Source organism: Leuconostoc fallax, from assembly GCF_004354645.1.
Lineage (GTDB): Bacteria > Bacillota > Bacilli > Lactobacillales > Lactobacillaceae > Leuconostoc_B > Leuconostoc_B fallax.
Genome location: NZ_PUFI01000015.1, coordinates 114,489 through 136,721 on the forward strand (window position 1 = coordinate 114,489; position 22,233 = coordinate 136,721).

General features: G+C 37.8%; 20 protein-coding genes, 1 tRNA gene and 1 other annotated feature. Of the genes, 3 read left to right on the forward strand and 18 right to left on the reverse strand.

What is annotated here, in order from left to right; genetic code table 11:
* Positions 1 to 41 precede the first annotated feature (41 nt).
* From C5L23_RS07200 to metK, 10 genes are all read right to left on the reverse strand, one after another.
* Positions 42 to 866, reverse strand: coding sequence for a Cof-type HAD-IIB family hydrolase (locus tag C5L23_RS07200; RefSeq protein WP_010008028.1), 825 nt, complete (start codon positions 864 to 866; stop codon positions 42 to 44).
* Between the two features lie 15 nt (positions 867 to 881).
* On the reverse strand, positions 882 to 1,724 hold the full coding sequence (locus tag C5L23_RS07205; protein ID WP_050792582.1) for a hypothetical protein: 843 nt from the start codon (positions 1,722 to 1,724) through the stop codon (positions 882 to 884).
* A gap of 8 nt (positions 1,725 to 1,732) precedes the next feature.
* The gene (locus C5L23_RS07210; RefSeq protein WP_133264580.1) at positions 1,733 to 3,199 is read right to left on the reverse strand and encodes a glycosyltransferase; all 1,467 of its coding nucleotides are present in this window, start codon (positions 3,197 to 3,199) and stop codon (positions 1,733 to 1,735) included.
* Positions 3,200 to 3,290: 91 nt separating this feature from the next.
* A tRNA-Glu gene (locus C5L23_RS07215) sits at positions 3,291 to 3,362 on the reverse strand.
* Positions 3,363 to 3,442: 80 nt separating this feature from the next.
* Entirely contained in the window at positions 3,443 to 4,840 is a 1,398-nt protein-coding gene (gene rlmD / locus C5L23_RS07220; RefSeq protein ID WP_010008024.1) for a 23S rRNA (uracil(1939)-C(5))-methyltransferase RlmD, read from the reverse strand.
* A 77-nt stretch (positions 4,841 to 4,917) separates the two neighbouring features.
* Positions 4,918 to 5,913: a diacylglycerol kinase family lipid kinase gene (locus tag C5L23_RS07225; protein ID WP_010008022.1), complete on the reverse strand. Its 996-nt coding sequence runs from the start codon at positions 5,911 to 5,913 to the stop codon at positions 4,918 to 4,920.
* A gap of 69 nt (positions 5,914 to 5,982) precedes the next feature.
* Positions 5,983 to 7,416 carry an Asp-tRNA(Asn)/Glu-tRNA(Gln) amidotransferase subunit GatB gene (gene gatB, locus C5L23_RS07230; protein WP_010008020.1) on the reverse strand — a complete coding sequence of 478 codons (1,434 nt, stop codon included), beginning with the start codon at positions 7,414 to 7,416 and terminating at the stop codon, positions 5,983 to 5,985.
* 17 nt (positions 7,417 to 7,433) lie between these two features.
* The gene (gene gatA / locus C5L23_RS07235) at positions 7,434 to 8,900 is read right to left on the reverse strand and encodes an Asp-tRNA(Asn)/Glu-tRNA(Gln) amidotransferase subunit GatA (protein ID WP_029508677.1); all 1,467 of its coding nucleotides are present in this window, start codon (positions 8,898 to 8,900) and stop codon (positions 7,434 to 7,436) included.
* Positions 8,900 to 9,205 (reverse strand): Asp-tRNA(Asn)/Glu-tRNA(Gln) amidotransferase subunit GatC, encoded by a 306-nt coding sequence (gene gatC / locus C5L23_RS07240; RefSeq protein WP_010008017.1) that lies wholly within the window; start codon positions 9,203 to 9,205, stop codon positions 8,900 to 8,902. The genes gatA and gatC overlap by 1 nt, the downstream gene beginning before the upstream one ends.
* 209 nt (positions 9,206 to 9,414) lie before the next feature.
* On the reverse strand, positions 9,415 to 10,584 hold the full coding sequence (metK, locus tag C5L23_RS07245) for a methionine adenosyltransferase (protein WP_010008015.1): 1,170 nt from the start codon (positions 10,582 to 10,584) through the stop codon (positions 9,415 to 9,417).
* Between the two features lie 293 nt (positions 10,585 to 10,877).
* Between metK and C5L23_RS07250 the strand changes: the two genes are divergently transcribed.
* Complete coding sequence (locus C5L23_RS07250) at positions 10,878 to 11,717, forward strand: hypothetical protein (RefSeq protein WP_133264582.1); 840 nt, start codon at positions 10,878 to 10,880, stop codon at positions 11,715 to 11,717.
* Positions 11,718 to 11,724: 7 nt separating this feature from the next.
* Here the strand turns inward: C5L23_RS07250 and miaA are convergent, their stop codons facing one another.
* Entirely contained in the window at positions 11,725 to 12,621 is an 897-nt protein-coding gene (gene miaA, locus C5L23_RS07255) for a tRNA (adenosine(37)-N6)-dimethylallyltransferase MiaA (RefSeq protein WP_010008014.1), read from the reverse strand.
* Positions 12,622 to 12,869: 248 nt separating this feature from the next.
* Between miaA and C5L23_RS07260 the strand changes: the two genes are divergently transcribed.
* Positions 12,870 to 13,052 (forward strand): DUF3042 family protein, encoded by a 183-nt coding sequence (locus C5L23_RS07260; RefSeq protein ID WP_010008012.1) that lies wholly within the window; start codon positions 12,870 to 12,872, stop codon positions 13,050 to 13,052.
* A 35-nt stretch (positions 13,053 to 13,087) separates the two neighbouring features.
* On the opposite strand, the gene C5L23_RS07265 is transcribed toward C5L23_RS07260, so the two are convergent.
* The 6 genes from C5L23_RS07265 to C5L23_RS07290 form a co-directional block, all read right to left on the reverse strand.
* A complete protein-coding gene (locus tag C5L23_RS07265; RefSeq protein WP_010008011.1) occupies positions 13,088 to 13,483 on the reverse strand; it encodes a rhodanese-like domain-containing protein in 396 nt (131 codons plus the stop codon).
* A gap of 98 nt (positions 13,484 to 13,581) precedes the next feature.
* Positions 13,582 to 14,190, reverse strand: a complete 609-nt coding sequence (locus C5L23_RS07270) for a L,D-transpeptidase (RefSeq protein WP_010008010.1) — start codon at positions 14,188 to 14,190, stop codon at positions 13,582 to 13,584.
* Positions 14,191 to 14,309: 119 nt separating this feature from the next.
* Entirely contained in the window at positions 14,310 to 14,624 is a 315-nt protein-coding gene (gene rpmA, locus C5L23_RS07275) for a 50S ribosomal protein L27 (RefSeq protein ID WP_010008009.1), read from the reverse strand.
* A 25-nt stretch (positions 14,625 to 14,649) separates the two neighbouring features.
* A complete protein-coding gene (rplU, locus tag C5L23_RS07280) occupies positions 14,650 to 14,949 on the reverse strand; it encodes a 50S ribosomal protein L21 (RefSeq protein WP_010008008.1) in 300 nt (99 codons plus the stop codon).
* Between the two features lie 11 nt (positions 14,950 to 14,960).
* Positions 14,961 to 15,044: a sequence feature (ribosomal protein L21 leader region), on the reverse strand.
* Positions 15,045 to 15,069: 25 nt separating this feature from the next.
* A complete protein-coding gene (locus tag C5L23_RS07285) occupies positions 15,070 to 15,648 on the reverse strand; it encodes a TetR/AcrR family transcriptional regulator (RefSeq protein WP_133264584.1) in 579 nt (192 codons plus the stop codon).
* A 32-nt stretch (positions 15,649 to 15,680) separates the two neighbouring features.
* Complete coding sequence (locus C5L23_RS07290) at positions 15,681 to 15,980, reverse strand: thiamine-binding protein (protein WP_010008007.1); 300 nt, start codon at positions 15,978 to 15,980, stop codon at positions 15,681 to 15,683.
* A gap of 280 nt (positions 15,981 to 16,260) precedes the next feature.
* Between C5L23_RS07290 and C5L23_RS07295 the strand changes: the two genes are divergently transcribed.
* Positions 16,261 to 17,598: a dihydrolipoyl dehydrogenase family protein gene (locus tag C5L23_RS07295; RefSeq protein ID WP_010008005.1), complete on the forward strand. Its 1,338-nt coding sequence runs from the start codon at positions 16,261 to 16,263 to the stop codon at positions 17,596 to 17,598.
* Positions 17,599 to 17,660: 62 nt separating this feature from the next.
* On the opposite strand, the gene C5L23_RS07300 is transcribed toward C5L23_RS07295, so the two are convergent.
* On the reverse strand, positions 17,661 to 22,233 hold a 4,573-nt coding region (locus C5L23_RS07300), incomplete at its 5' end, for a glycoside hydrolase family 70 protein (protein WP_240034442.1).

Sequence of the window (22,233 nt, forward strand, 5' to 3'; positions counted from 1 at the left end):
GTAAGCTTATATTATGTACAAATAAAAAACAGGCATTATGCCTATTCTTTTTGTGTATTTAATACTTCTAAAATGGTATTCAATACACCATCATGTTCGTTATCACTAACTGCAACATTAAAGTCGTGATCAAATAATGCAGGATCACTATTTGGCATTGCATAAGGATGGCCTACAAAATCGAGCATCTCCATGTCATTTAGGCCATCCCCAAAAGCCATAATTTCATCTGGTTCAATGGATAGCTTGTTAGCAAGATATTGTAAAGCATTTGCTTTATTAACATCAATATTAACAATATCGATAGCACCATACCCAGACGTCGTCACATGTACTTGATGGGGTAACATCAGTCGTACGGCCTGCATAAATTCTGGTGTTTCTTCAGGTTGAACAACAACTGTTGCTTTTAATACTGGCACATCAATTTGCTCAATACGATCTACCACAATCAAATTTTCAAAAAAGTCATTGGCCTTTTTGACAATTGCTGGATCCTCTGGTGCTTGTGATGCCAGCATGAACGATCGATCAGCTGCTGTATAAACAAGCCCCATCTGTGGCGCGGTTTTGAGTTGCTCAACTAAGCTTAAAATAACACTTAAACTGTGTTCTGGCAGACTTTTAACATTCTGGATAATACCGTCTAATACCACTTCCGCACCATTATTTGCGATAAGTTGATACTGTCCTGAAAAGTTAGCAAAATAGGTTGCAACACGTTGCACATGGTTACCTGTTGCCACAACAAAATAGCCATCAAATGTCTTTAACTTAGTTAATACAGTGCTTAATAAGTCTTCGTTAAAAGTTTTATCAGCTCTTAAAAACGTTGCATCTAAATCAGTTGCGATTAACTTAATCATATTTACTCCATACCTTTAATTGTGTTCATCAATAATTATTTTGTCATACATCGCTGATTGCAAAATATTTTCACTTTTAATTATCTCATAATCATACGGATTAAGGCGAATCGATTGAAGATTCACTGCGTAATCATTCAAAAAATACAATAATTGGCGATTCACATTACCTTGATGATCGAGTATGCTATTTATCAACGTGAGTTGGGTGTCTGCATTTTCTGGTAAATACTGTGCTAATTCAATCTGCGTCATATTCACCTGATGGCTTGCTATTCGATCTGTTAACATTTGCCTAAGATAATCTTGTCGTTGATTAAAGATATTATCATCTCTTATAACAAGATTTGCTTGCCCTTGATCGTACATTTGTCGTAGTACTACATCCGATTGGCCAAAATAAAAATCACTAGATAGAACAGCCCCTTCGCTAAAATATTGCCGGGCAAATAATTGACCATTTCGCTGATAAACATCTTGATAATCGATTTGTTCATCTTGATCTAACCAAGTAACTGACTGAATGCGTCGGTTACTGGCCATAAACCATCTCATCTGAGCCACAACATGACCTTGACTGATGATTTGCTTCGTTAGATTGCTCTGAATCACCAATTGCGCATCATTTGGTACGTTTAATTGTGACCACCACATCCCCTGATATGGTTGATAGGTTTGTAAATACTGTTGTGCATAAACATCATAAACTTTTTCTGGTGGTAAACCCATCTGTTCAACTAAATATGTTGCATCTTCATGCGGTGTTAAAAACCACAATTCATCACTTTTGCCATCTTTTATGCGCTGGATTTGCCACTGAACACTATCCAAATGGCATTGCGTCAAATCTTTAATCAATTCTATCCTCAATCGCCTACCCCCATCAATTCAGCCCATTTTTGTGTTACACGATTGCTTGAATACTGTTGTGCTGTTTGGATTGCACCAACAGATAGCTTCGGATAGTTATTTGATACCATTACTTTAACCATAGCCTGTACTAAGTTTTGAATATTTTGTTGAATATCAGATGACTGATTAGAAAAGATGACATTAGCTAAATAGCCATTCACACCATCTTTAATCAAATGCTGAGCACCATATGTATTCGCATAACTGACCACAGGTAAACCCTGACTGAGTGCTTCCAAATAAGTTAACCCAAAGCCTTCTGAATAAGATGCCGATACCAATGCATCATATTCATTCAAAACAATTAAAAAATGATGCGTCGTTGGCATTAAATGTACCGTATCTGAAAGATTTAGTTTTAAGATTAATTTTTTTAACCTCTGATTGTCATCACCATCACCATAAATTGTCAAAGCTACCGAGTAATTGTTCTGCTTCAATTGCTGAATGGCGTAAATAATATGATCAATATGCTTTTCTGGATGTAATCTTGAAGCTGTCACAAATTGAAAGACATTCTGATGAACCTTTCGTGGTGTCTTAATCGCTCTGGCATAGCCAGCAGGAATCGTTTTGACCATTGCTTTTGTTTGCTCATGATCAAGACCAATGGTTTGCAGATTTTCTATAACCTGTTGTGTCTGACCCATTGTCGCCGTAATAATATGGTCAAACATTTTAGCATGGTCAAATAAGTATTGATAGTGCTGATTAAATAGCAATTGTTGTTGCTTTATACCAAAAAAATGTTGTGCATGTATCACTTGGGTTATGGTAATCATAGCACCTGCTGCTTTCAATCGAATCAGTGCTTCTTGATTATCCACACCACGATCAATGATATAATGCCCATTTGAAAAAGTTTCATTAACCTTTTGATAAAAAAATGATAATAGCCCTTCGAAATTTTGAAACCAGTAATTCTGGTCTTCAAAGTCAAATAACCGAAAACTTGTTGCGTGCCGTCCAGATACCCTATTCACTTGATAATGCCACATCAAGCGATGTGTCCCATTGGTTAAAATGACACGATCAATATCATGAACTACCTTTCCTGTATCATGATCAATACGGTAGTGATAATAAAGTGTCGTCGTATAGTGCCTGGTATTATGAATGACAGATAATTTAAGATGTTGCTGATCATCATAATAGTCTTTTTGGTCAAATGCCTGAGATACAGTTAAACCTTTTTTCAAATATGTTACTGGATCCTCACTCAAAAAATATTCATATAAATTGATTATTTCTCGATTCTTTAACTGCATCTGTTGGATACTTTTATCTAAATTCGGCAAAAAGTCTGTCAAGATAAATTTAAAAGGCCATTGTTGCTGATTAAAGATATCTGCACGGTAAAACTGTGCGTATTCAACACCGCTATTTAACTGATGAATTCCTTTATTCACAAAAAAATACATGCATTTTCCTCAAATTGACTATGTCTTTATACTTACTATTTTACTATAAAAACAAACAAAAAAGCTGGAACCGAAGTTCCAGCTTTTTTAGTAGCTCGTGAGAGAATCGAACTCTCGATTCCGCCGTGAAAGGGCAGCGTCTTAGCCACTTGACCAACGAGCCATGGTCAATTACGTTGTTCGTATCAAATAACTATATTAGAATACCAAGAATATACGGGCTCGTCAATACTTTTTTTGAAATTAATGATTTTTTCTGAAAACAGCGACAGTTTCAACATGCGTTGTTTGTGGGAACTGATCCAATGGCTGAATATCTCCATCAATGTGATATCCAGCAGCTATGATTTGAGCCGCATCTCGTGCTAAAGTAGCAGGATTACAACTAATGTAAACAAAAGTTTTTGTATCCATATTACTAATGGCTTCAATAAGGTCTTCTGTCAACCCTTTGCGTGGTGGATCAACAAATACAACATCAGGTTTTAAACCTTCTGCCGCCCACTGTGCCATTTGTTCTGGTGCATCTTTGGCAATAAATGATACATTACTAATTTGATTATTTTTGGCATTTAGTTGCGCATCTACTACTGCTTGCTGTACTATTTCAACACCATAAACTTTTTTAACACGGTTCGCAATAGACAAAGTAATTGTACCAATACCTGAATAAGCATCTACCACAACATCTTGAGGCTTTAACTGTGCTTTATCAGCTGCTAGCTGGTACAGTACGGATGTTGTCTGCGGATTCACTTGGTAAAAAGAATTCGGTCCAATCACAAAATCTAAATCAAGTAACTGATCGTGAATGTGGTCTTCTCCCCACATCACGCGATTGTCTTCACCCATAATAACATTTGTCATTTTATTATTAACATTGTGAATAAGACTTTTAAGTTCCGGTAACTGTTCACGTAATTTTTTAATAATAATATCACTACCCAGCAACTTTGCCGTATGAGTAATAATAACAACCATCAATTCATGTGAATAATAACCTCGGCGCACCATAATATGTCGTATGGTACCTTTTTTAGTATCTTCATCATAAGCAGAAATTTTAAGTTCTCTTAATACGTCCCGAACAATGCTTACTGCTTCATCAATTTTAGGATCTTGAATGTAAAAATGATTCGTCGGTACTAGCTTATGAGAACCACGACGATAAAAGCCAGTCTCTAACTGACCATTAATTTCTTGGACAGGCACTTGTGCTTTATTACGATATGCTGTGGGATTCTCCATACCGATAGTTGGTGCAACAGTGACGTCGATATTCATTTTTTTAAACAATTGTTGTACTTGATTTTGCTTGAACAACAACTGTGCTGAATATTTCAAATTCACTAATGGTGCGATACCACTGGTAATCAAAGCTTTATTTTTATTTTCAACACGATCGGGGGATGCCTTTAGACGTTTTACAAGTCGGCCAAAAGCATAGCTCTTCAGTACTTTGGTGATACCAACCTGTATTAATTCTCCAGGTAAGGCATCAGGTACAAAGACAGGGTATTGATCTATTTTAACAACGCCCATTCCTTGATAAGTGATATCTATAACTGTTGCTTCAATTGTTTCATTCTTTTTGACGGGTGCACCGCCTTTTGCCTTCATTACTCGATTTATTTTTGCCATATACTTATCCTTCACCTTAATATTCTTTACTTAATTAAAAATAGTTACTAACAAATTACTTGCCAGTAACTGATCACTTACTTTTCAAACTTTTTGGCCTCTTCGGCTAAATGACGTTCTACCTCACTATCTCTGTCAGGTTCAGGCAAACGCGACATTGCACTCAAATTAGCAACTAATTCAATATGCCGTGGCATATCTGTAAAAGCCATAGGTGCATCACCACCATATTCACCATCAATATTAACTTTCATCTGATCATTAGTAAGTGGCGTAATCTTGACTTGATTCGTTTTCTTATAAATTAACTGTGGATCGTCAATATGCTTGCCACCGTTAATCATTTTAGCGACAATAGTCAATATTTGCGCTAAATTGGATTCCTTAACAATGAGCAGTGTGAAATAACCGTCATCCAACTTGGCATCAGGTACAATCGATTCGAAACCACCAACAGAATTCGTTAAAGCTAAGAAAATCATAGATGTTTTGCCTGAATACTCACCATCATCATATTCAACTTTAACATTAACTGGTTTAATTCGTGTTAATAATTCAGCACCTTTAACTAAATATGCTAAATAACCATACAACGACTTCATCAAAGAAGGCACTGCATAAGTTACTTCACTAATGGTACCTAGTGCCGCGATATTCATGAAATATTTTTCTTGATTATCTTTAGTAATCTTACCAATATCCATGTGAATCGTTTCTTTCTTTAAAATCACTTTAGCTGATTCCAAAGGTTCATCTCGCGGCAACTTTAAAGCTCGTGCATAGTCATTCGTCGTACCTGCTGGAATAACAGCCAACAATGGTCGCTCATTCAAAGGTGCCAAACCATTCACCACCTCATTAATCGTGCCATCACCACCAGCCGCCACAATCAAATCAAAACCTGCCTTTGCCGCACGCTCTGCTTCTTTAGCAGCCGACATTGGCTCCGGTGTTGTCGCAAAAGTGCTGGTTTCGTAACCAGCTGATTCGTAGACAGCCAAAATATCTAACATTTCACGCTTAATTGCTTCGCGTCCCGCTGTTGGATTATAGATAATTCGTGCTCGTTTCATAACGTTACTCCCATTGTTTATGTACACCAACCAGATAGTCTGTTCTGGTTGGTTTTTTAAAATTAATACTTATCGCTCATTTAAAGCTTGCATCAATATTTTATTGACAACACCAGGATTGGCTTGCCCCTTAGTTGCTTTCATAATTTGACCAATCAAGAAACCAACAGCGCGATCTTTTCCACCCTTAAAATCTTCAATAGACTGTGGGTTATTATCCAAAATCTCATTGATAATTGGTGTTAATTGTGCGGGATCACTTAATTGCACAAGGCCATGTTGATGTGCATATTCTGCAGGATCTTCACCAACCATGATAGCTTCAAATACTTTCTTAGCTTGCTTGGTTGAAATGGTACCATCTTCAATTAACTTAACCATGCCGGCAAGATGCTCTGGTGTTAATTGTGTATCTGGTAGTTCAACTTGGTTCTTATTCAAATAGGCATTCACATCGCCAATCAAGTAATTAGCAACACGCTTAGGTTCTCCACCACTCGTCACAGCTTGATCATAAAAATCAGCCATTTCCATTGTTTGTGTCAAAACATCTGCATCATATTGTTCAATACCTAATTCAGAAACATAACGCTGACGACGATCATTAGCCGATTCTGGCAATGATTGAGCCACTTCAGCAATCCAATCTTGGCTAATTGCAATTGGTGCCAAATCGGGTTCTGGGAAGTAACGATAATCATCAGCACCTTCCTTAACACGCATCAAAATTGTTGATTTTGTTGGTTCGTCATAACGACGTGTCTCTTGACGAATCGTACCACCACTCATCAACACACGTGCTTGGCGTTTTTCTTCAAATGCCAATGCGTTATAGACATAGTTAAATGAGTTGATGTTCTTCATTTCTACTTTAGTACCATAAGTATCAGATCCATACGGACGTAACGATACATTGACATCTGCACGCATTTGACCTTCTTGCATCTTAACATCAGATACACCGGTAAATTGAACAACCTTACGTAATTGTTCTAGATAAGCTTTGGCTTCTTCTGGAGAAGATAAATCTGGTTCAGAAACAATTTCAATCAATGGCGTACCCTGACGGTTTAAGTCGACATAAGAATAACCATCAGTGCCATGAGTATTCTTACCCGCATCTTCTTCAACGTGCATTTCAGTAATACCAATACGTTTTACTGTACCATCATCTAGCGTAATATCAATATATCCATTCGTACCAATAGGTGTCTGAGATTGTGTTGTTTGATAGGCTTTTGGGTTATCAGGATAGAAATAGTTTTTACGATCCCAACGAATAAATGGTGTAATATCAGCATGCAAGGCCATAGCAACCCGCATACCAAATTCAATAGCACCTTTGTTGGCGACTGGCAAAACTCCGGGATAACCAAAATCAATCGCATTAGCATTTTCGTTAGGTTCAGAACCAAAATGTACCGGTGAGGGTGACAATAATTTAGAATTAGTCTTCATCTCAACGTGGACTTCAAGACCAATAGTTGTTTCAAAGTTAGACATGTTGTGTGGACCCCCTCTTAATATTCCTTTGCAATGTCAGGCTTCTTTTCGAACAAACGACTAGCTTGTTCAAAGGCATATCCTGTTTGGTAAACAGTCGACTCGTCAAATGGTTTTCCAATAATTTGTAAGCCAACTGGTAAATTATCAACAAAACCAGCATTCACTGACATACCAGGCAATCCAGCCAAGTTCACGGGAATAGTCAGAACATCAGCTAAATACATAGCCGTTGGATCATCAATTTCTTCACCAATACCATAAGCAACAGTTGGTGCAGTCGGTCCTACAATCACATCATAGTCTTCAAATACTTTGTTGAAATCTTCAATAATCAAAGTACGAATCTTGGCTGCTTTTTTAAAGAATGCATCATAAGCGCCAGCAGATAATGAAAATGTGCCTAACATGATACGTCGCTTAACTTCATCACCAAATCCTTCAGAACGTGTTTTTACATACAAGTCTTCCAAATTTTTAACATCATCAGCACGGAACCCATATTTGACACCATCATAACGTTGTAAGTTAGATGATGCTTCAGAGGACATAATAATATAGTATGCTGCAACACCATACTTGGTGTGTGGCAAGCTCACTTCGTCCACGGTAGCACCTAAGGCTTCGAGTTGTGCAATGGCAGCTCGAACGGTAACAGAGACACGTTCGTCAATACCTTCACCAAAATACTCTTTGGGAACAGCGATTCTGAGGCCTTTAACATCCCCAGTTAACTTGCTTGTAAAGTCAGGAACTTCACGTGTCGCCGAAGTAGAATCTCTTTGGTCATGACCAGAAATAGTATTCAATACCAAAGCATTATCTTTAACCGTTCGTGTAAATGGACCAATTTGATCTAATGATGAGGCCATTGCAAATAGGCCCCAACGTGATACACGACCATATGTTGGTTTCATACCAACAATACCATTGAACGCTGCCGGCTGACGAATTGATCCACCAGTATCAGATCCCAAGGCGAAAGGCACTTGCCCACCTGCTACAGCTGCAGCAGACCCGCCTGAAGAGCCACCAGGAACTTTAGTGTGGTCCCAAGCATTGGTTGTGGTCTTGTAGTAAGATGTCTCGGTTGAACCACCCATGGCAAATTCATCCATGTTAGCTTTTCCAACAGAAATAGCACCCGCCGCATTTAATTTGTCAACAGCCGTTGCTGTGTAAACCGGCTTAAAGTCTTTCAAAATACGTGATGCGGCACTCGTCTGAATGCCCTTAGTTGCCATATTATCTTTCAGACCAAGCGGAATACCGGCCAAAGCATTGTCAAATTGTCCTGCTTTATCCAAAGCTTTTGCTGCTTCTAACGCAGATTCAGGATTCGTTGTAATAAAAGCATTAAGTTGATCATCAGTAGCTTTAATATTGTCTAATGTGGCTTGTACCAATTCAGTTGCTGTTGTTTCTTTGTTAACAAGCTGTTGATGCAATGATGTCAAATCATGATCAAAATAATTCATTGTCATTAATTTTCTCCCTCATCTAAAATAGCCGGTACTTTAATTAACCCAGCTGCCTCTAATGGCGCATTTTTAAGCAATTCTTGCTTTTGTTGCCAATTATCCGCAACATCCTCACGCAAAATGTTGACATTTTCTGTAACTGAATACGTTGGTTCGACATTTTCCGTATTAACGGTAGCCAAAGTATCAAAAATATTTAAAATATCACTCAATTGTGTTGTAAAATGGTCAAGCTGTTCATCATTAAATGATAATTTAGCTAAACCAGCAACGTGAGCAACTTCTTCACGCGTGATTTTTTCTTTCATAATGACTAAGTGTTGCCGTAAAATCAGTAAATAAATGCTGATATATCAATACGTGCAACACTTTTCCTCCCTTTTAGATATCTAATCCATTCTAGCATATTTTATATAACATAATAATTGGAATCATCAAAAAATAACAATAAGTGGTGATTAAATATTTTTTATTTTAACGTGTTAAATAAAAAATACCCAACCGGGTATTTTAAATATTATTTTGCTGTGCTAATCAACGCTTTAATGTCGTCAACTTTGTCCAAATGTTCCCAAGGTAAATCAACATCTGTTCTACCAAAATGACCGAAGGCAGCTGTTTGCTGATAAATCGGACGACGTAAGTTCAAATGGTTAATAATTGCCAATGGTCGGAAGTCAAAGAGCGTCTCAACGGCCCGACGTACTAACGCGGCGTCAACATGTCCCGTACCAAATGTTTCAATATTTAGTGATACTGGGCGGGCAACACCAATAGCATAAGCAACTTGTAGTTCCAAACGATCAGCCACACCAGCAGCAACTAAGTTTTTGGCAACATACCTTGCAAAATATGCGGCTGAACGATCAACTTTAGTTGCATCTTTTCCAGAAAATGCACCACCACCATGATGTGCAGCACCACCATAAGTATCCACAATGATTTTACGGCCTGTTAACCCAGAATCTGCCTGAGGGCCACCCAAAACAAAACGACCGCTTGGGTTAATATAAAAAATTGTATGATCATCTACTAACTCAGCTGGCAAAACTGGATCAATCACATGTTGCTTAATATCTGTACGTAACTTTTCAAGTGTTATATTTTCATCGTGTTGTGTTGACAAAACAACAGCTGCAATGCGTTCCACCTGCCCGTCATCGCCAATTTCGACACTTACTTCAGCTTTAGCATCTGGTCGTAAATAATCGAGTTCACCGCTCTCACGTACATCGCGAATTTTTCGCATAAGTTGATGAGATAAGGCCAATGCCAATGGTATATAACCTTCTGTTTCATTAGTAGCGTAACCAAAAATAAGACCTTGGTCACCTGCACCTAACTGTTCAGGATCATCATCAGCTTGATCAACAGCATCAGAAATATCTGATGATTGCTCAACAATACGATTAGATACGTTAACAGAATCAGCACTAAAGCCCAATTCTGGCTTGTCGTATCCAATTTCACGAATCTTATCAGTCGCAATTTGGCGGACATTAACATAAGCTTTGGTTGATAATTCACCAAAGATAGAAACATCGCCAGTTGAAGTTGTGACTTCAACAGCACTACGAGCATCAGGATCTTGCTCCAAAACAGCATCTAAGATCGCATCCGCAATTTGATCAGCGATTTTATCTGGATGTCCTGCAGAAACAGATTCTGATGTGAAATACTTAGTCATTTTGTTCTCCTAATATACCTAAATGGTATTTTTTAACAAAATAAAACGCGCTCGATAATCGAACGCGCAGAACGTGTCGACTATCTTACAGAAGTACCACCGCGCTGTGCCGGTTGGTGTAGGGTCATTGTGCTGTATCACTCACCTACTCTAGATAGCTCGTTTTAAATTGTATACACATGATAGCAAAATATGAAAAAAAATGCAATTGGGTAAAACGTTACAAAAAAGAAAACTTATAGTTACAAAAAGTAATGTAAAATAATTACCGATGACATTAAGGCGGAAAAAGTATGGACAATATTAAGACAGACAAAAATAATTATGATTTTCAAAGGCAGCAATTACCAGATGGCAGAAAAATGCCTCGACGTTTTTCACTCAACGCATTTGATCATCGCCCATTTGAGCAATTTGCCCGTCTAGATAAAATGGATTGGCGTTTTTGGACCCCACTAGTTGTTATTGTTACATCCTTAAATATTGTATGGTGGTATCTGCCGTTACACTATTCTAGCCATACGTTGCAAGTGCCGTTCACTTGGCAACTCGCACCAATGATGGGCTACACACTGACAACAAGTATTGCGATTGCATTGATTATTACGCAAAATTTTAGAAGTTATTTAAGCTATCTGTTCATTGTCCTGGGCACCTTATTTACTTTCACGTCATTAATTCAAACACGTCAAGAAATATTTTGGCTATTACTTCTATTTAATGCGTTACTCATTATCATTCAACAATTGTGGCTAGGTATTCAAAATATTTTAGGTTTATTATTATTCGGTGCTTTAGCTACCTTCACAATCCCTATCGCCTTATTTTATGTTCAAAATGACTTTATTACACAACGATTCCTCATTTATCTATTACCTGTATTTTTCAGCTTTTTCTTCTACTTCACACCTATTATCATGCCGAACCCAAACGGTCGGAAATTGAGTATTCTAACGGTTGCATTATTCATCGTAGCTATCTTTAGTCATCATGTAGATTTTGGTATCATTTTCATCTTATTATTCAGTTGCGCTGCTTTTATTCTCCAATTTACTAAAGCTAAAATTGGGAATTGGCAAAATATGCTCTACGTTTTATTACAAATGATATCCTTAATTATCATGTATCATTAAAAAAAGCTCACAATTGTGAGCTTTTTTTTAACCATTGATCTACTAATACTGATGTATCATATTGTGCCGTATTACCATCAATCCAAATTAATCCAGCAATCTGATGGCGCAAATATGTAAGCTGTCGCTTGGCATACCTTCTAGAATTTTGCTGGAGTTGTTGTTTTGCTACAGCTAACGTTGTTTGTCCTAATAGATATGGAAAGAGTTCTTTATATCCAATTGCTTTCCCTGCCTGTAAATCCGTCCCGCCTTGTTCCAATAGTGTTTTAGCTTCATCGAGCAGACCCATACCCAACATTTTATCAACACGAGCATTAATCCGTTCATATAGCACTTCTCTAGGCCAATCTACACCAACAACTAAAGCATCGTAACTTGGCCGTTCTATATTACTCTTTTGCGCGCTTTGCGCAATGAGTATGGCACGCTGCACACGATACGGATTATGCAAATCAATTTTTGTTAATTGATCTGGTGCAACTTGACCTAACATAGTAACTAATTCTGATAATGACAATGTTTTTAATTTTTGAAGCAGCGCTGTATCGCTTTTTTGATAATCTAACGGCTGTAACCCAAGTAGGGCTTTAATATAAAAGCCTGTGCCACCAACAATAATTGGTAATCGCCCTCGGTGAATAATTTGTTTAATGATTTGATCTGCTTGTTCAACAAATTCAGCAACAGAGTAGGTATCTGTCATATCTAGAATATCAACTAAGTGATGTGGCACTGTAGCTTGTTCTGCCGCGCTGACTTTAGCAGTGCCAATATCTAAATGACGATAAATTTGCAATGCATCTGCCGATATGATTTCGCCATTATATCGCTCTGCCATTTGTATTGCTAAATCACTCTTCCCGGAAGCCGTTGGGCCCATAATCACTAAAATTTGATTCATTATTTCTTACCTTATATATCTGTTTATTTTAAAAGTACAATTATTCTAGTAGTATAGTGAATGACAATATATCCTGTATCTCATTAATCCATTAGCAAAGACAACCTTAATTCGCTTAAATATGATAACTTTATTATCCCATATAAGCAATATTGATTTACAAAACGGCTAAAATAGTTGATAATAGACTTTAGAAAATCTTAAGAAAGTAAGTGTAACATATGCATATCGTTACACGAGAGACAAATATGAAATCATTTAAAGCTGGTGTTTTTGTTGGTATCCTGAGTTCGGTTGTCGTGGCCGCTGCAAGCGCTTTAGGTTACAAGCACACAGTCGTTAAGCCACAACAAAAAGCGGCTGAACATACTGAAGAAGTCTCAAAGGCAGCGATTCGCAAAAGTGTCTCTGCTCATCAATCACGCTTTTAATATTAAAAAATGGTACCACTAATTGGCACCATTTTTTATTTTGTCTTTTTACCTGTATATTGATCAAAACCACTACGCAAAATGTAGAGATTATCTTTCTTGTATCCCTGCTTTTTTAATAACTTTGCAGCACGTGCGGCATTACGCATATTATCATCATATAAGAAAATCTGCTTGTCTTTACGCAGTCCTGCTTTTCCTTGTGAAAAATTAATGGCTGGAATATTCCGTGCACCCAAAATATGTGAGCGTTTATATGGTTCCTTGTCACGGACATCAATAATTTGTCCATCGTTAGATTGCGTTTCAAATGCTTCTGATTTTAGTAATTGCGCATTCATTCGGGCAGATAAATACATCCATCCCCAACTGGCAACTGACACCAAAATCCATGCCAACGCAAGATAAATAACCATCCAAATAATGTTCATCATTCGACCTCTTCTTAATTATGTCAACGGTAAACATTATAGCATACGCCACATCAATTTTTGCTAATATCCCCAGCAATACACTAAATTTTGAGTCATTATCTAATCGTTACCTCAGTATTTTCTGGTATATTTTCATAAAACCACTTTGCATCCGATACAGATAGTCTAACGCAACCGTGGGAAGCCGCTTTTTTACCGAGTTGTTGACCTTCGGCAGCAATATAATGCCCAGTGTGATCAACTGGTACACTGTGAAAGAGGTAGATACCATGATCCTTCCAAGATACCCAATAATTCGCGCCTTCATCAGATGAGGCATTATAAAAATGTTGGCCACGCTCACCTTGAATGTGATACTGACCGCGTGGCGTAGTATCATTTTTACCAGTCGAACTATACATAGTGTACAAGACCTTTTGATTTGATCTAATATAAACCCGCTGTTTAGCAATCGATACTAAAACGTTAACATGCTGATATTTTTTAAGATCAACATAGGGCTTCTTTTCAGATGATTTCAAATAATAATCACCAGTCATTGGCCGCATACTAGATTTCTGTTGTACGTGATTTGGATGTGACTTCTTCACTGACAAATGTTGAGCAGACGCAGAGGATGTGTGCGAAGTAACCAAACTATGATAGCCACCAATGACAATACCAATGCCAATCATACTTAACACTAAGATGGTCCATTTTTTCATCACACTACCCCATTTCTATTCTCTCATCTTTTTAAGTATATCACGCGTTTTAGTGTTTATTATCATTCGCGATATAATAAAAAAAGTTCTATACCTTTAGGTATAGAACTTTTTAACACTTACTTAGCAGCAAGAATTTGGTCGTATTGTTCACGTGAGTAAACAGATACTTGACGCTTGTCACGACCTTTACGCTCGAACTTTACAACGCCATCTGATAATGCAAATAATGTGTCATCATTACCACGCTTAACATTAACACCTGGGTAGATGTGTGTACCACGTTGACGGTAAATAATTGAACCAGCAGTCAAAGCTTGTCCATCAGCAACTTTTGTGCCTAAACGACGACCAGCTGAGTCACGACCGTTGGCTGAAGATCCGCCTCCCTTGTGGTGGGCGAACATTTGCAAGTTTTCTTGATTTAATAACATGTCTTTTCTCCTTTACAAATGATGCTTACGCGATTGAATCAATCTTCACACGTGTATATGGTTGGCGGTGTCCTTGCTTTGTGTGGGAATGCTTCTTAGGACGGTACTTGAAAGTAATAACTTTCTTTTGCTTACCTTGCTTTTCAACAGTTCCCTCAACTTTAGCACCTTCAACGAAAGGTGTACCAATCTTGCCGTCAACAAGAACAACTTGATCAAAGGTAACCTTTTCACCTTCAGCAGCGTTCAACTTTTCAACGAAAATTGTGTCACCTTCAGTAACTTTATACTGTTTACCACCAGTTACAATAATTGCGTATGCCATTATTGGATTCTCCTTATACTTAGACTCACCATTATAGGCGGCGTGGCCCTAGTCCATCGCATGCTTTAACCTAATCTGAGTGGTTGTAGCTACGCTAACAACTCTCCCAGTGTATCAAAATTATTCATAACTGTCAATTGAACTAAAGTCAAATAAAGACAGTCCTGTTTGTTGTATCGCCCCATGATTAACCCGCCAAACTTCAGAAAATTCTTCTAGTAACTCAACTTGAGATAATGTCATATTTTCTTGTAACCACTTGCCAATGATCCCCCAAAAGCCGGCATGAATAACTTCCCATTGGTAACGCACATGTTGTTGTATGGGTTCCTCAAGACTTTGTGTTTGAATCAACATCTGGTCATGAATATGTGTCATCAAAATATGATAAAAACTAGGATTGCTATTCAAATTTAAAGCAGCATTATAAAAAGCAGCATCTTCACTAATGGCTTTAATAACGAGTGCTAATTGGAATTTTGTCTCAGTATATTGTACTAAATCAGTCACAATTGCATGATTCACTTCAGCTACTAAGTGTGCTTTATTATCATAATACTTATAGAAAGTGCCTCTTGTAACACCTGCTTGTGTTAGAAAAGTCGTCATTGCAAAGTCGGGCTGTGTAACCATCAAAGCTTTTGCTGTATTTCTTATTTTATTCATCGTTTGAATAATTCTGGCATCTGTATTGATCATATCGACCCACTCCTAAAAAATGACATTAAATATTAAGGCCGATACTTTTTCAACTTTTCATCAGTCGTTAAAATATGATTTTGTGGGGCATAGCTTAATTTAATGTAGTTACTAATCATTTGCGCACCAGCAGCCACACAAGCTTTTTGAATCGCTGGAATGAGCATAACTAATTCTTCAAGATCACCTTCAACCGTTGTTTCAAAAGCACCAACTTCATATGACAAACCTGTGCTATCAATTTCTGCTATTGCTGCATCAACTATCTGCAATAGTTCCGTTGTATTCGTGGTTTGTGGTAGTACTTGAATTGCCATTGCCGCATTTGCCATAATAATATTATCTCCTTTATTCTCCTTAACATATGGTGACGTAATGCTTAGATAAGTCACCTATACATCTTTTTGCCAAGGTACAATACACCATCATATATCCCTTTGCTTCATATAATATCATAATCTGCATATCAATGAATTTTAACCATTTTGGTATTGACTCATCTCGATACCACGTTTTTGAGTTAAAAACCAAATAAGCACATCTTTTGTACATCATCAAATTTACGCGTATGCTGAGGATACAATTGGAGCATAACATATATGGAGGTAAGATATGTCGCAAAATAAATTTGACTATGATGTTTTATATATTGGTAGTGGTCATGGCACTTTTGATGGTGCAATTCCACTTGCTGCAAAAGGTATCAAAGTTGGCGTTGTAGAAGCTGGATTAGTTGGCGGTACCTGCCCTAATCGTGGTTGTAATGCTAAAATCAGTTTAGATTCTCCCGTTACCCATCAACGCTACGCCGAAAGCATGCAAAAGATTGTGACGCATCCTGTTCATATTAATTGGCAAGAGAATGTTCAACATAAAAATACGGTTATTCAAAACTTGCCGGGTGCCATCACTGGCATGCTGAAAAATCAAGGTATTACTATTCTTAAGGGTACCGGTCAATTTCAAGACCAGCACACCGTCATTGTTAACGAACAGGCGATTACAGCTGAAAAGGTTGTCATTGCTACTGGATTACATCCACATCGTTTAGATATCCCAGGGACACAATTAGCACATGACAGTGAAGACTTTATGAACCTAACACACCTGCCTGATAACATTGCAATTATTGGTTCAGGTTATATTAGTATGGAATTTGCCACAATGGCTAATGCTGCTGGTGCTAACGTTACGGTTCTAATGCATGGCAAACAAGCATTACGGCAATTCTATCAACCTTTTGTTCAAAAAATTGTCGATGATTTAACGCAACGTGGCGTTAAATTTATTACCCAAGCTGATATTTCAGCTTTTCGACAAGAAGGGCAAAGCTTATGGATTGATTATGGACAAGATCAGTACCTTAAAACAAACTGGATTTTGGATGCTACTGGTAGAGTGCCTAACATTGAGAAGCTAAACCTCGATAAAATTGGTATCGCTTATAACGACAACGGCATTGTTGTCAACGATCATCTACAAACAAACGTAGAAAATATATACGCTTCTGGTGATGTTATTGATAAACAACAACCAAAGTTGACACCAACTGCAATCTTTGAATCGCTTTATCTGACACAACTATTAAGTCAAGCAACAACAGACCCCATTCAATATCCTGTTATTCCTTCTGTTGTCTTTACATCACCAAGAATTGCTAAGGCTGGTATGTCTGTGGCGGCCGCACAAGATAACCATTTCGATATACAAACCGTTGATTTTGACAATGACTGGTATCGTCAGGTAAATAACGAAAAAATCGCAGACAGTCGATTAATATTTGATAATGCACACCACTTAGTGGGGGCCACTGAAGTAAGTGACCAAGCCGACAATGCGATGAATACATTGCTACCTGCAATTGAATTCCAATTTGGTAAAGCGGAACTTTCAAGGTTAATCTATCTTTTCCCTTCGATTTCATCTGCAACTTGGGATCAAATCAAATAACAGCACATTGCTACAAACGCAATAAAAAACACAATCTACCATTGAGATTGTGTTTTTTATTTTTAACCTTGTACCATTTCACCAGAATCAGCATCATAATATCGTAAATGGCCATTTTCATCTAAATGTTCACGACCCTTCACTTGATCGCCATCACTCTCAAAGTACAAATGCTGTCCATTAATAACTTGTGACCCGGTCACAACTTCACCACTCTGATTGAAATATGCCCAAATATTGTGTTTTAAATTAGCAAATCTTGATTGTGCTAAATTACCCGAATTGTCATCATAATAATGTACGTGACCATTGGCATCATTTACTTCACGGCCCTTCACCTGACGGCCATCGTTCATAAAGTATAATTTTTGACCATTGATCGTTTGTTCTCCCGTTACAGCAGCACCATCTACACCGAAATATGCCCATGATCCGTCTGATAACTGCTCAAAGCGATTAACAACCATTTCACCAGAATTTGCATCATAATAATGCAATACACCATTATTATCAGCTACGGCTTTACCTTTTATTTGCTGACCATTCTCGTCAAATAATAGCTTTTGTCCCTTGATTGTTTGATTTCCTGTCATAGCAAGACCATCTGTACCAAAGTATGCCCACACGTTATCACCAATTTGTTCAAAGCGATCCATTACCATGTTACCGGAATCAAGCGCGAAATAACGTAATTGATTATCTGCTGCTTTAATTGCTTTGCCCTTAATTTGGATGCCATCCGCATCAAAGTATTGTGTATATGACTGTCCATCCATAGTAATGGTTGTCAAACCCTTAGCCATCACACCATCTTTATCAAAGTATCGCCATTGCTTGTTCTTATTCATATAGTAACCGTCAATTGACTGCTTACCCTGTTGATTAAAGTAATATGTCTGACCCTGACTATCTTCTAAGAAAGCATCTTGCAACTCAATACCGTTTGGTAGGAAATAATAATTATTGTCTTCAACTTTACGGAAACCATAAGCCATGTAACCATCTTGATCAAAGTAATACCAGTTATTATTTTCATCTTGAATAAATGTGTCTTTAGCTTGATATCCACTCATTGAGTAGTACATCATCCCTTTATCATTTGAGATAAATCCAGTGCTTGTTGGTTCATTCAATAATTGTTTAGGTAAGAATGCTGTACTATTATCTGAAGCACTTACCTTGAAGTATTCATTAGTTGCCCAATCCTTTAGCACGTAATAAGCACCACGGCCTTGAATATTAGTACCATTGAAATACTTAGCTGACCATTCTGTTATTTTTTCATTTGGATTCATTGGTACACCCGTTGAAATTTGATTAATCTTAAATAGTTCAGGATAACGCGACTTTATTTCATCTAAGAAGGCACCACCATATTGTGCCTGATATGCACCACCACCAACGGTTTGAGCGGCATATAGTGTCTTATTAATGACAGAAGTTTGGTCATAAATTCCTGAATTATTGACACGCTGTGCAGTAACTACCTGCTTACCTGTCAAATTGTAAATCTGGTCTGGCACCCAGTCCGCCATCGCTTTGATACCTGTTGTGTGCAAAGCTTTAATAGCTGTTCGTAATTGATCCACTGTTCCATACTTGGTTGGTGTGTTGAAGCCCATGTCATAACGGTCTGTAAAGGCATAACCATTTTGAATGATTGAATCTAAGAAACTACCCTCAGTACTTGAACGATACTGTGGGGCAAATTCAAAATTAGTAATCCCCCAACTTTTATATAAATCAGTATTCTTAGCAATAACCGCATTAGTGTATTCAGATTCTGTTGTTGGAAAGTCTTGGAAGTTAGAGAAACTTTCATAAATCACTTGTGAATCTAGGGCAGCATTAGAATGTAATGTCTGACCATCATTAACACTCTTTGTCTTACTGTCACTTCGTGCATCTTGAGAATCTTTAGCACCCATTGGTACCCATGCTGCTAAATAGCCAGATACTTGTGGGTTTGCAGCACCTTGAATGTCTGATTGATCAAAAATCAATTCACCATTCGCGTTCGTATATTTAATCAAATTAGTCGCAACGGTGGCATCGTTTTGATAAGTTGCCAAGCCATCTTGTGTTGTCAATAATACCGGTCGATAAGCTTGATTACGATGCGCCAATCCCATATTCACAACAACTCTATCTGTCTGGCTTAACTTCAGGTCCGGATTATTGCTTTGAATAACAGCAATACCTTGTGTTCGGGTATTCTTATTACCCTTATCTTTGGCACTCATAGCGCCTTTACCGTAACGTACTGATGTCAAAATACCACGATAGCTATCTGATGCCATATTTGCATCACCTTGCATGTATTGCATATTCATGCTTTGTCCACCAGAAACATACTTCATTCGTGACTTTAGTAAAGTGTCAATAGCATCATAATATGGTGATTTATTAGCCATATACTGGCCGTTATCGGTATATAAGTCACCATAATAAACACGTGGTACTGTGTCTTTATTTGTTAAAATTGTGGCGTATGTGCTTGGAATATTATATTGTGTAAACTCTTTATTTGTCTTAAGTTGATCTGCATTATATATTTCAAAGGCAGCTTTTAATTGATCCATTGTTGGTGTTAAACCATCAGCATTCGGATCAATTTTTTGTTTAATAATTTCGGCAATAACCGTTTGTACTTCACTATCATGTGCGCGAACGAAAGAATAATTCGGACGTGCTGTATTTTCAGTATTATCCTGCGTACGATCAACCAAGCTGTTTGTCAAAAATGGTTCCAAACCGCTTCGCTTGTTCCCATATTGATCCACAGTTGGCATTGTTAATGAATACTTGAGAGATAATCGCAATTTATTATCCATTGATAGTTGATTATCACCATGATCTTTAACATATTCTGCGTCATTATCACTCCAATCTTCTAGGATTGATACGTGTTGGTTAGCAATGGCATCATTTTTGTTAACACCATACGCTGCTTTAAAATAATCAGCCGCAATTTGTAACAAATCAGCGTCCACATTGTCAACAGCATCCACACGAATACTATCAAAATTAGCATCACTATCATTATCAGTAATTGAACCGAAGTTTAGCAAATAGTACATCCAATTTAGCTGTTCTGCTTGCACAACCGGATTTGAATTATCGACATCGTTCGCTAATAAGAAATCATAACCACCTTGAGTTGGATCAATTGTATATGAAGGTGATCCTTTTTGATTTGTTGGTGTGCGATTTAATAAACGATAATCTGAGTTAGCATCAGGCGTCTTGTCGCTATTGACATACAATAACGCGCCCCCCTGCAAATGGTCTTTATCATCACCTGTTGTTTGTGATTCACTGGCAAAGTTCCAATTTGGTTGGCTGTTCACAAAGGTAGCTAAATCGTCCTTTAACCATTGCGTTTGGCCTTCTTGACTAATCTTTTGTTCAATATTTGCTTGAACATCTTGTGCCGCCTGATTCAAAGCATCTTGATTATCTGTTACTTTATAGTCGTTGGCTTGATTAGAAATACCTAAGCTTTTCATATAATTAAGATAGTTAACTTGCGTGGTCTTATCTGGCCACCAGCTCATCAAAATCGGACGTAAATCTTTATCGGTTGAAGGGGTCCAATTTTTACCATCCGCTAATATTTCTTTAGGACGATACCAACTGTCAGCCGTCAAGTATCCGTCAATGGCTTCAAAATTATCAGCAGTTGTTGCATAAGCAGCATTATGCGCTGTGTAGGTATTATTTTCACTAGACAAGCCTTCGCTGAACTGATATTTGTCAGTAGTAACGAGTGCCCCGTCATCCTTGCCAAAATACATTACCTTGCCGTCAATAACAGTCGCAAAATTCTTCTTAGTTTGCCCGTTATCGTCAACAAAATATGTTTTACCATCAATTACTTTAAGATTTTTAGCAGTGTCTGATGTCGTTGATGCCGTTTTGTCTGTTGTTTGAGCTGCTACATCTTGTGTTGCTTGTGCTGCAATCTTATCTGTTGCTGTTGTCTTAGCTGCTGTATCTTGTGTTGCTTGTGCTGTTGTATTAGCTGCTGTATCTTGTGTTGCTTTTACTGCAGTCTTGTCTGTTGCTGTTGTATTAGCTGCTGTATCTTGTGTTGCTTGTACTGCAGTTTTGTCTGTTGCTGTTGTCTGAGCTGCTGTATCTTGTGTTGCTTGCGCTGTAGTCTTGTCTGTTGCTGTTGTATTAGCTGCTGTATCTTGTGTTGCTTGTACTGCCGTCTTGTCTGTTGCTGTTGTATTAGCTGCTGTATCTTGTGTTACTTGTGCTGCAGCCTTGTCTGTTGCTGTTGTATTAGCTGCTGTATCCTGTGTTGCTTGTACTGCAGTCTTGTCTGTTGCTGTTGTCTGAGCTGCTGTATCCTGTGTTGCTTTTACTGCAGTCTTGTCTGTTGCTGTTGTCTGAGCTGCTGTATCCTGTGTTGCTTTTACTGCAGTCTTGTCTGTTGCTGTTGTCTGAGCTGCTGTATCTTGTGTTACTTGTGCTGCAACCTTGTCTGTTGCTGTTGTATTAGCTGCTGTATCCTGTGTTACTTGTGCTGCAGCCTTGTCTGTTGCTGTTGTATTAGCTGCTGTATCCTGTGTTACTTGTGCTGCAGCCTTGTCTGTTGCTGTTGTATTAGCTGCTGTATCCTGTGTT

Bases quoted from the DNA above. Each gene is read 5' to 3' on its own strand.
- C5L23_RS07200 (WP_010008028.1), bottom strand. From the start codon at position 866: ATGATTAAGTTAATCGCAACTGATTTAGATGCAACGTTTTTAAGAGCT.
- C5L23_RS07210 (WP_133264580.1), bottom strand. From the start codon at position 3,199: ATGTATTTTTTTGTGAATAAAGGAATTCATCAGTTAAATAGCGGTGTT.
- rlmD (WP_010008024.1), bottom strand. From the start codon at position 4,840: ATGGCAAAAATAAATCGAGTAATGAAGGCAAAAGGCGGTGCACCCGTC.
- C5L23_RS07225 (WP_010008022.1), bottom strand. From the start codon at position 5,913: ATGAAACGAGCACGAATTATCTATAATCCAACAGCGGGACGCGAAGCA.
- gatB (WP_010008020.1), bottom strand. From the start codon at position 7,416: ATGTCTAACTTTGAAACAACTATTGGTCTTGAAGTCCACGTTGAGATG.
- gatA (WP_029508677.1), bottom strand. From the start codon at position 8,900: ATGACAATGAATTATTTTGATCATGATTTGACATCATTGCATCAACAG.
- gatC (WP_010008017.1), bottom strand. From the start codon at position 9,205: ATGAAAGAAAAAATCACGCGTGAAGAAGTTGCTCACGTTGCTGGTTTA.
- metK (WP_010008015.1), bottom strand. From the start codon at position 10,584: ATGACTAAGTATTTCACATCAGAATCTGTTTCTGCAGGACATCCAGAT.
- C5L23_RS07250 (WP_133264582.1), top strand. From the start codon at position 10,878: ATGGACAATATTAAGACAGACAAAAATAATTATGATTTTCAAAGGCAG.
- miaA (WP_010008014.1), bottom strand. From the start codon at position 12,621: ATGAATCAAATTTTAGTGATTATGGGCCCAACGGCTTCCGGGAAGAGT.
- C5L23_RS07260 (WP_010008012.1), top strand. From the start codon at position 12,870: ATGAAATCATTTAAAGCTGGTGTTTTTGTTGGTATCCTGAGTTCGGTT.
- C5L23_RS07265 (WP_010008011.1), bottom strand. From the start codon at position 13,483: ATGAACATTATTTGGATGGTTATTTATCTTGCGTTGGCATGGATTTTG.
- C5L23_RS07270 (WP_010008010.1), bottom strand. From the start codon at position 14,190: ATGAAAAAATGGACCATCTTAGTGTTAAGTATGATTGGCATTGGTATT.
- rpmA (WP_010008009.1), bottom strand. From the start codon at position 14,624: ATGTTATTAAATCAAGAAAACTTGCAAATGTTCGCCCACCACAAGGGA.
- rplU (WP_010008008.1), bottom strand. From the start codon at position 14,949: ATGGCATACGCAATTATTGTAACTGGTGGTAAACAGTATAAAGTTACT.
- C5L23_RS07285 (WP_133264584.1), bottom strand. From the start codon at position 15,648: ATGATCAATACAGATGCCAGAATTATTCAAACGATGAATAAAATAAGA.
- C5L23_RS07290 (WP_010008007.1), bottom strand. From the start codon at position 15,980: ATGGCAAATGCGGCAATGGCAATTCAAGTACTACCACAAACCACGAAT.
- C5L23_RS07295 (WP_010008005.1), top strand. From the start codon at position 16,261: ATGTCGCAAAATAAATTTGACTATGATGTTTTATATATTGGTAGTGGT.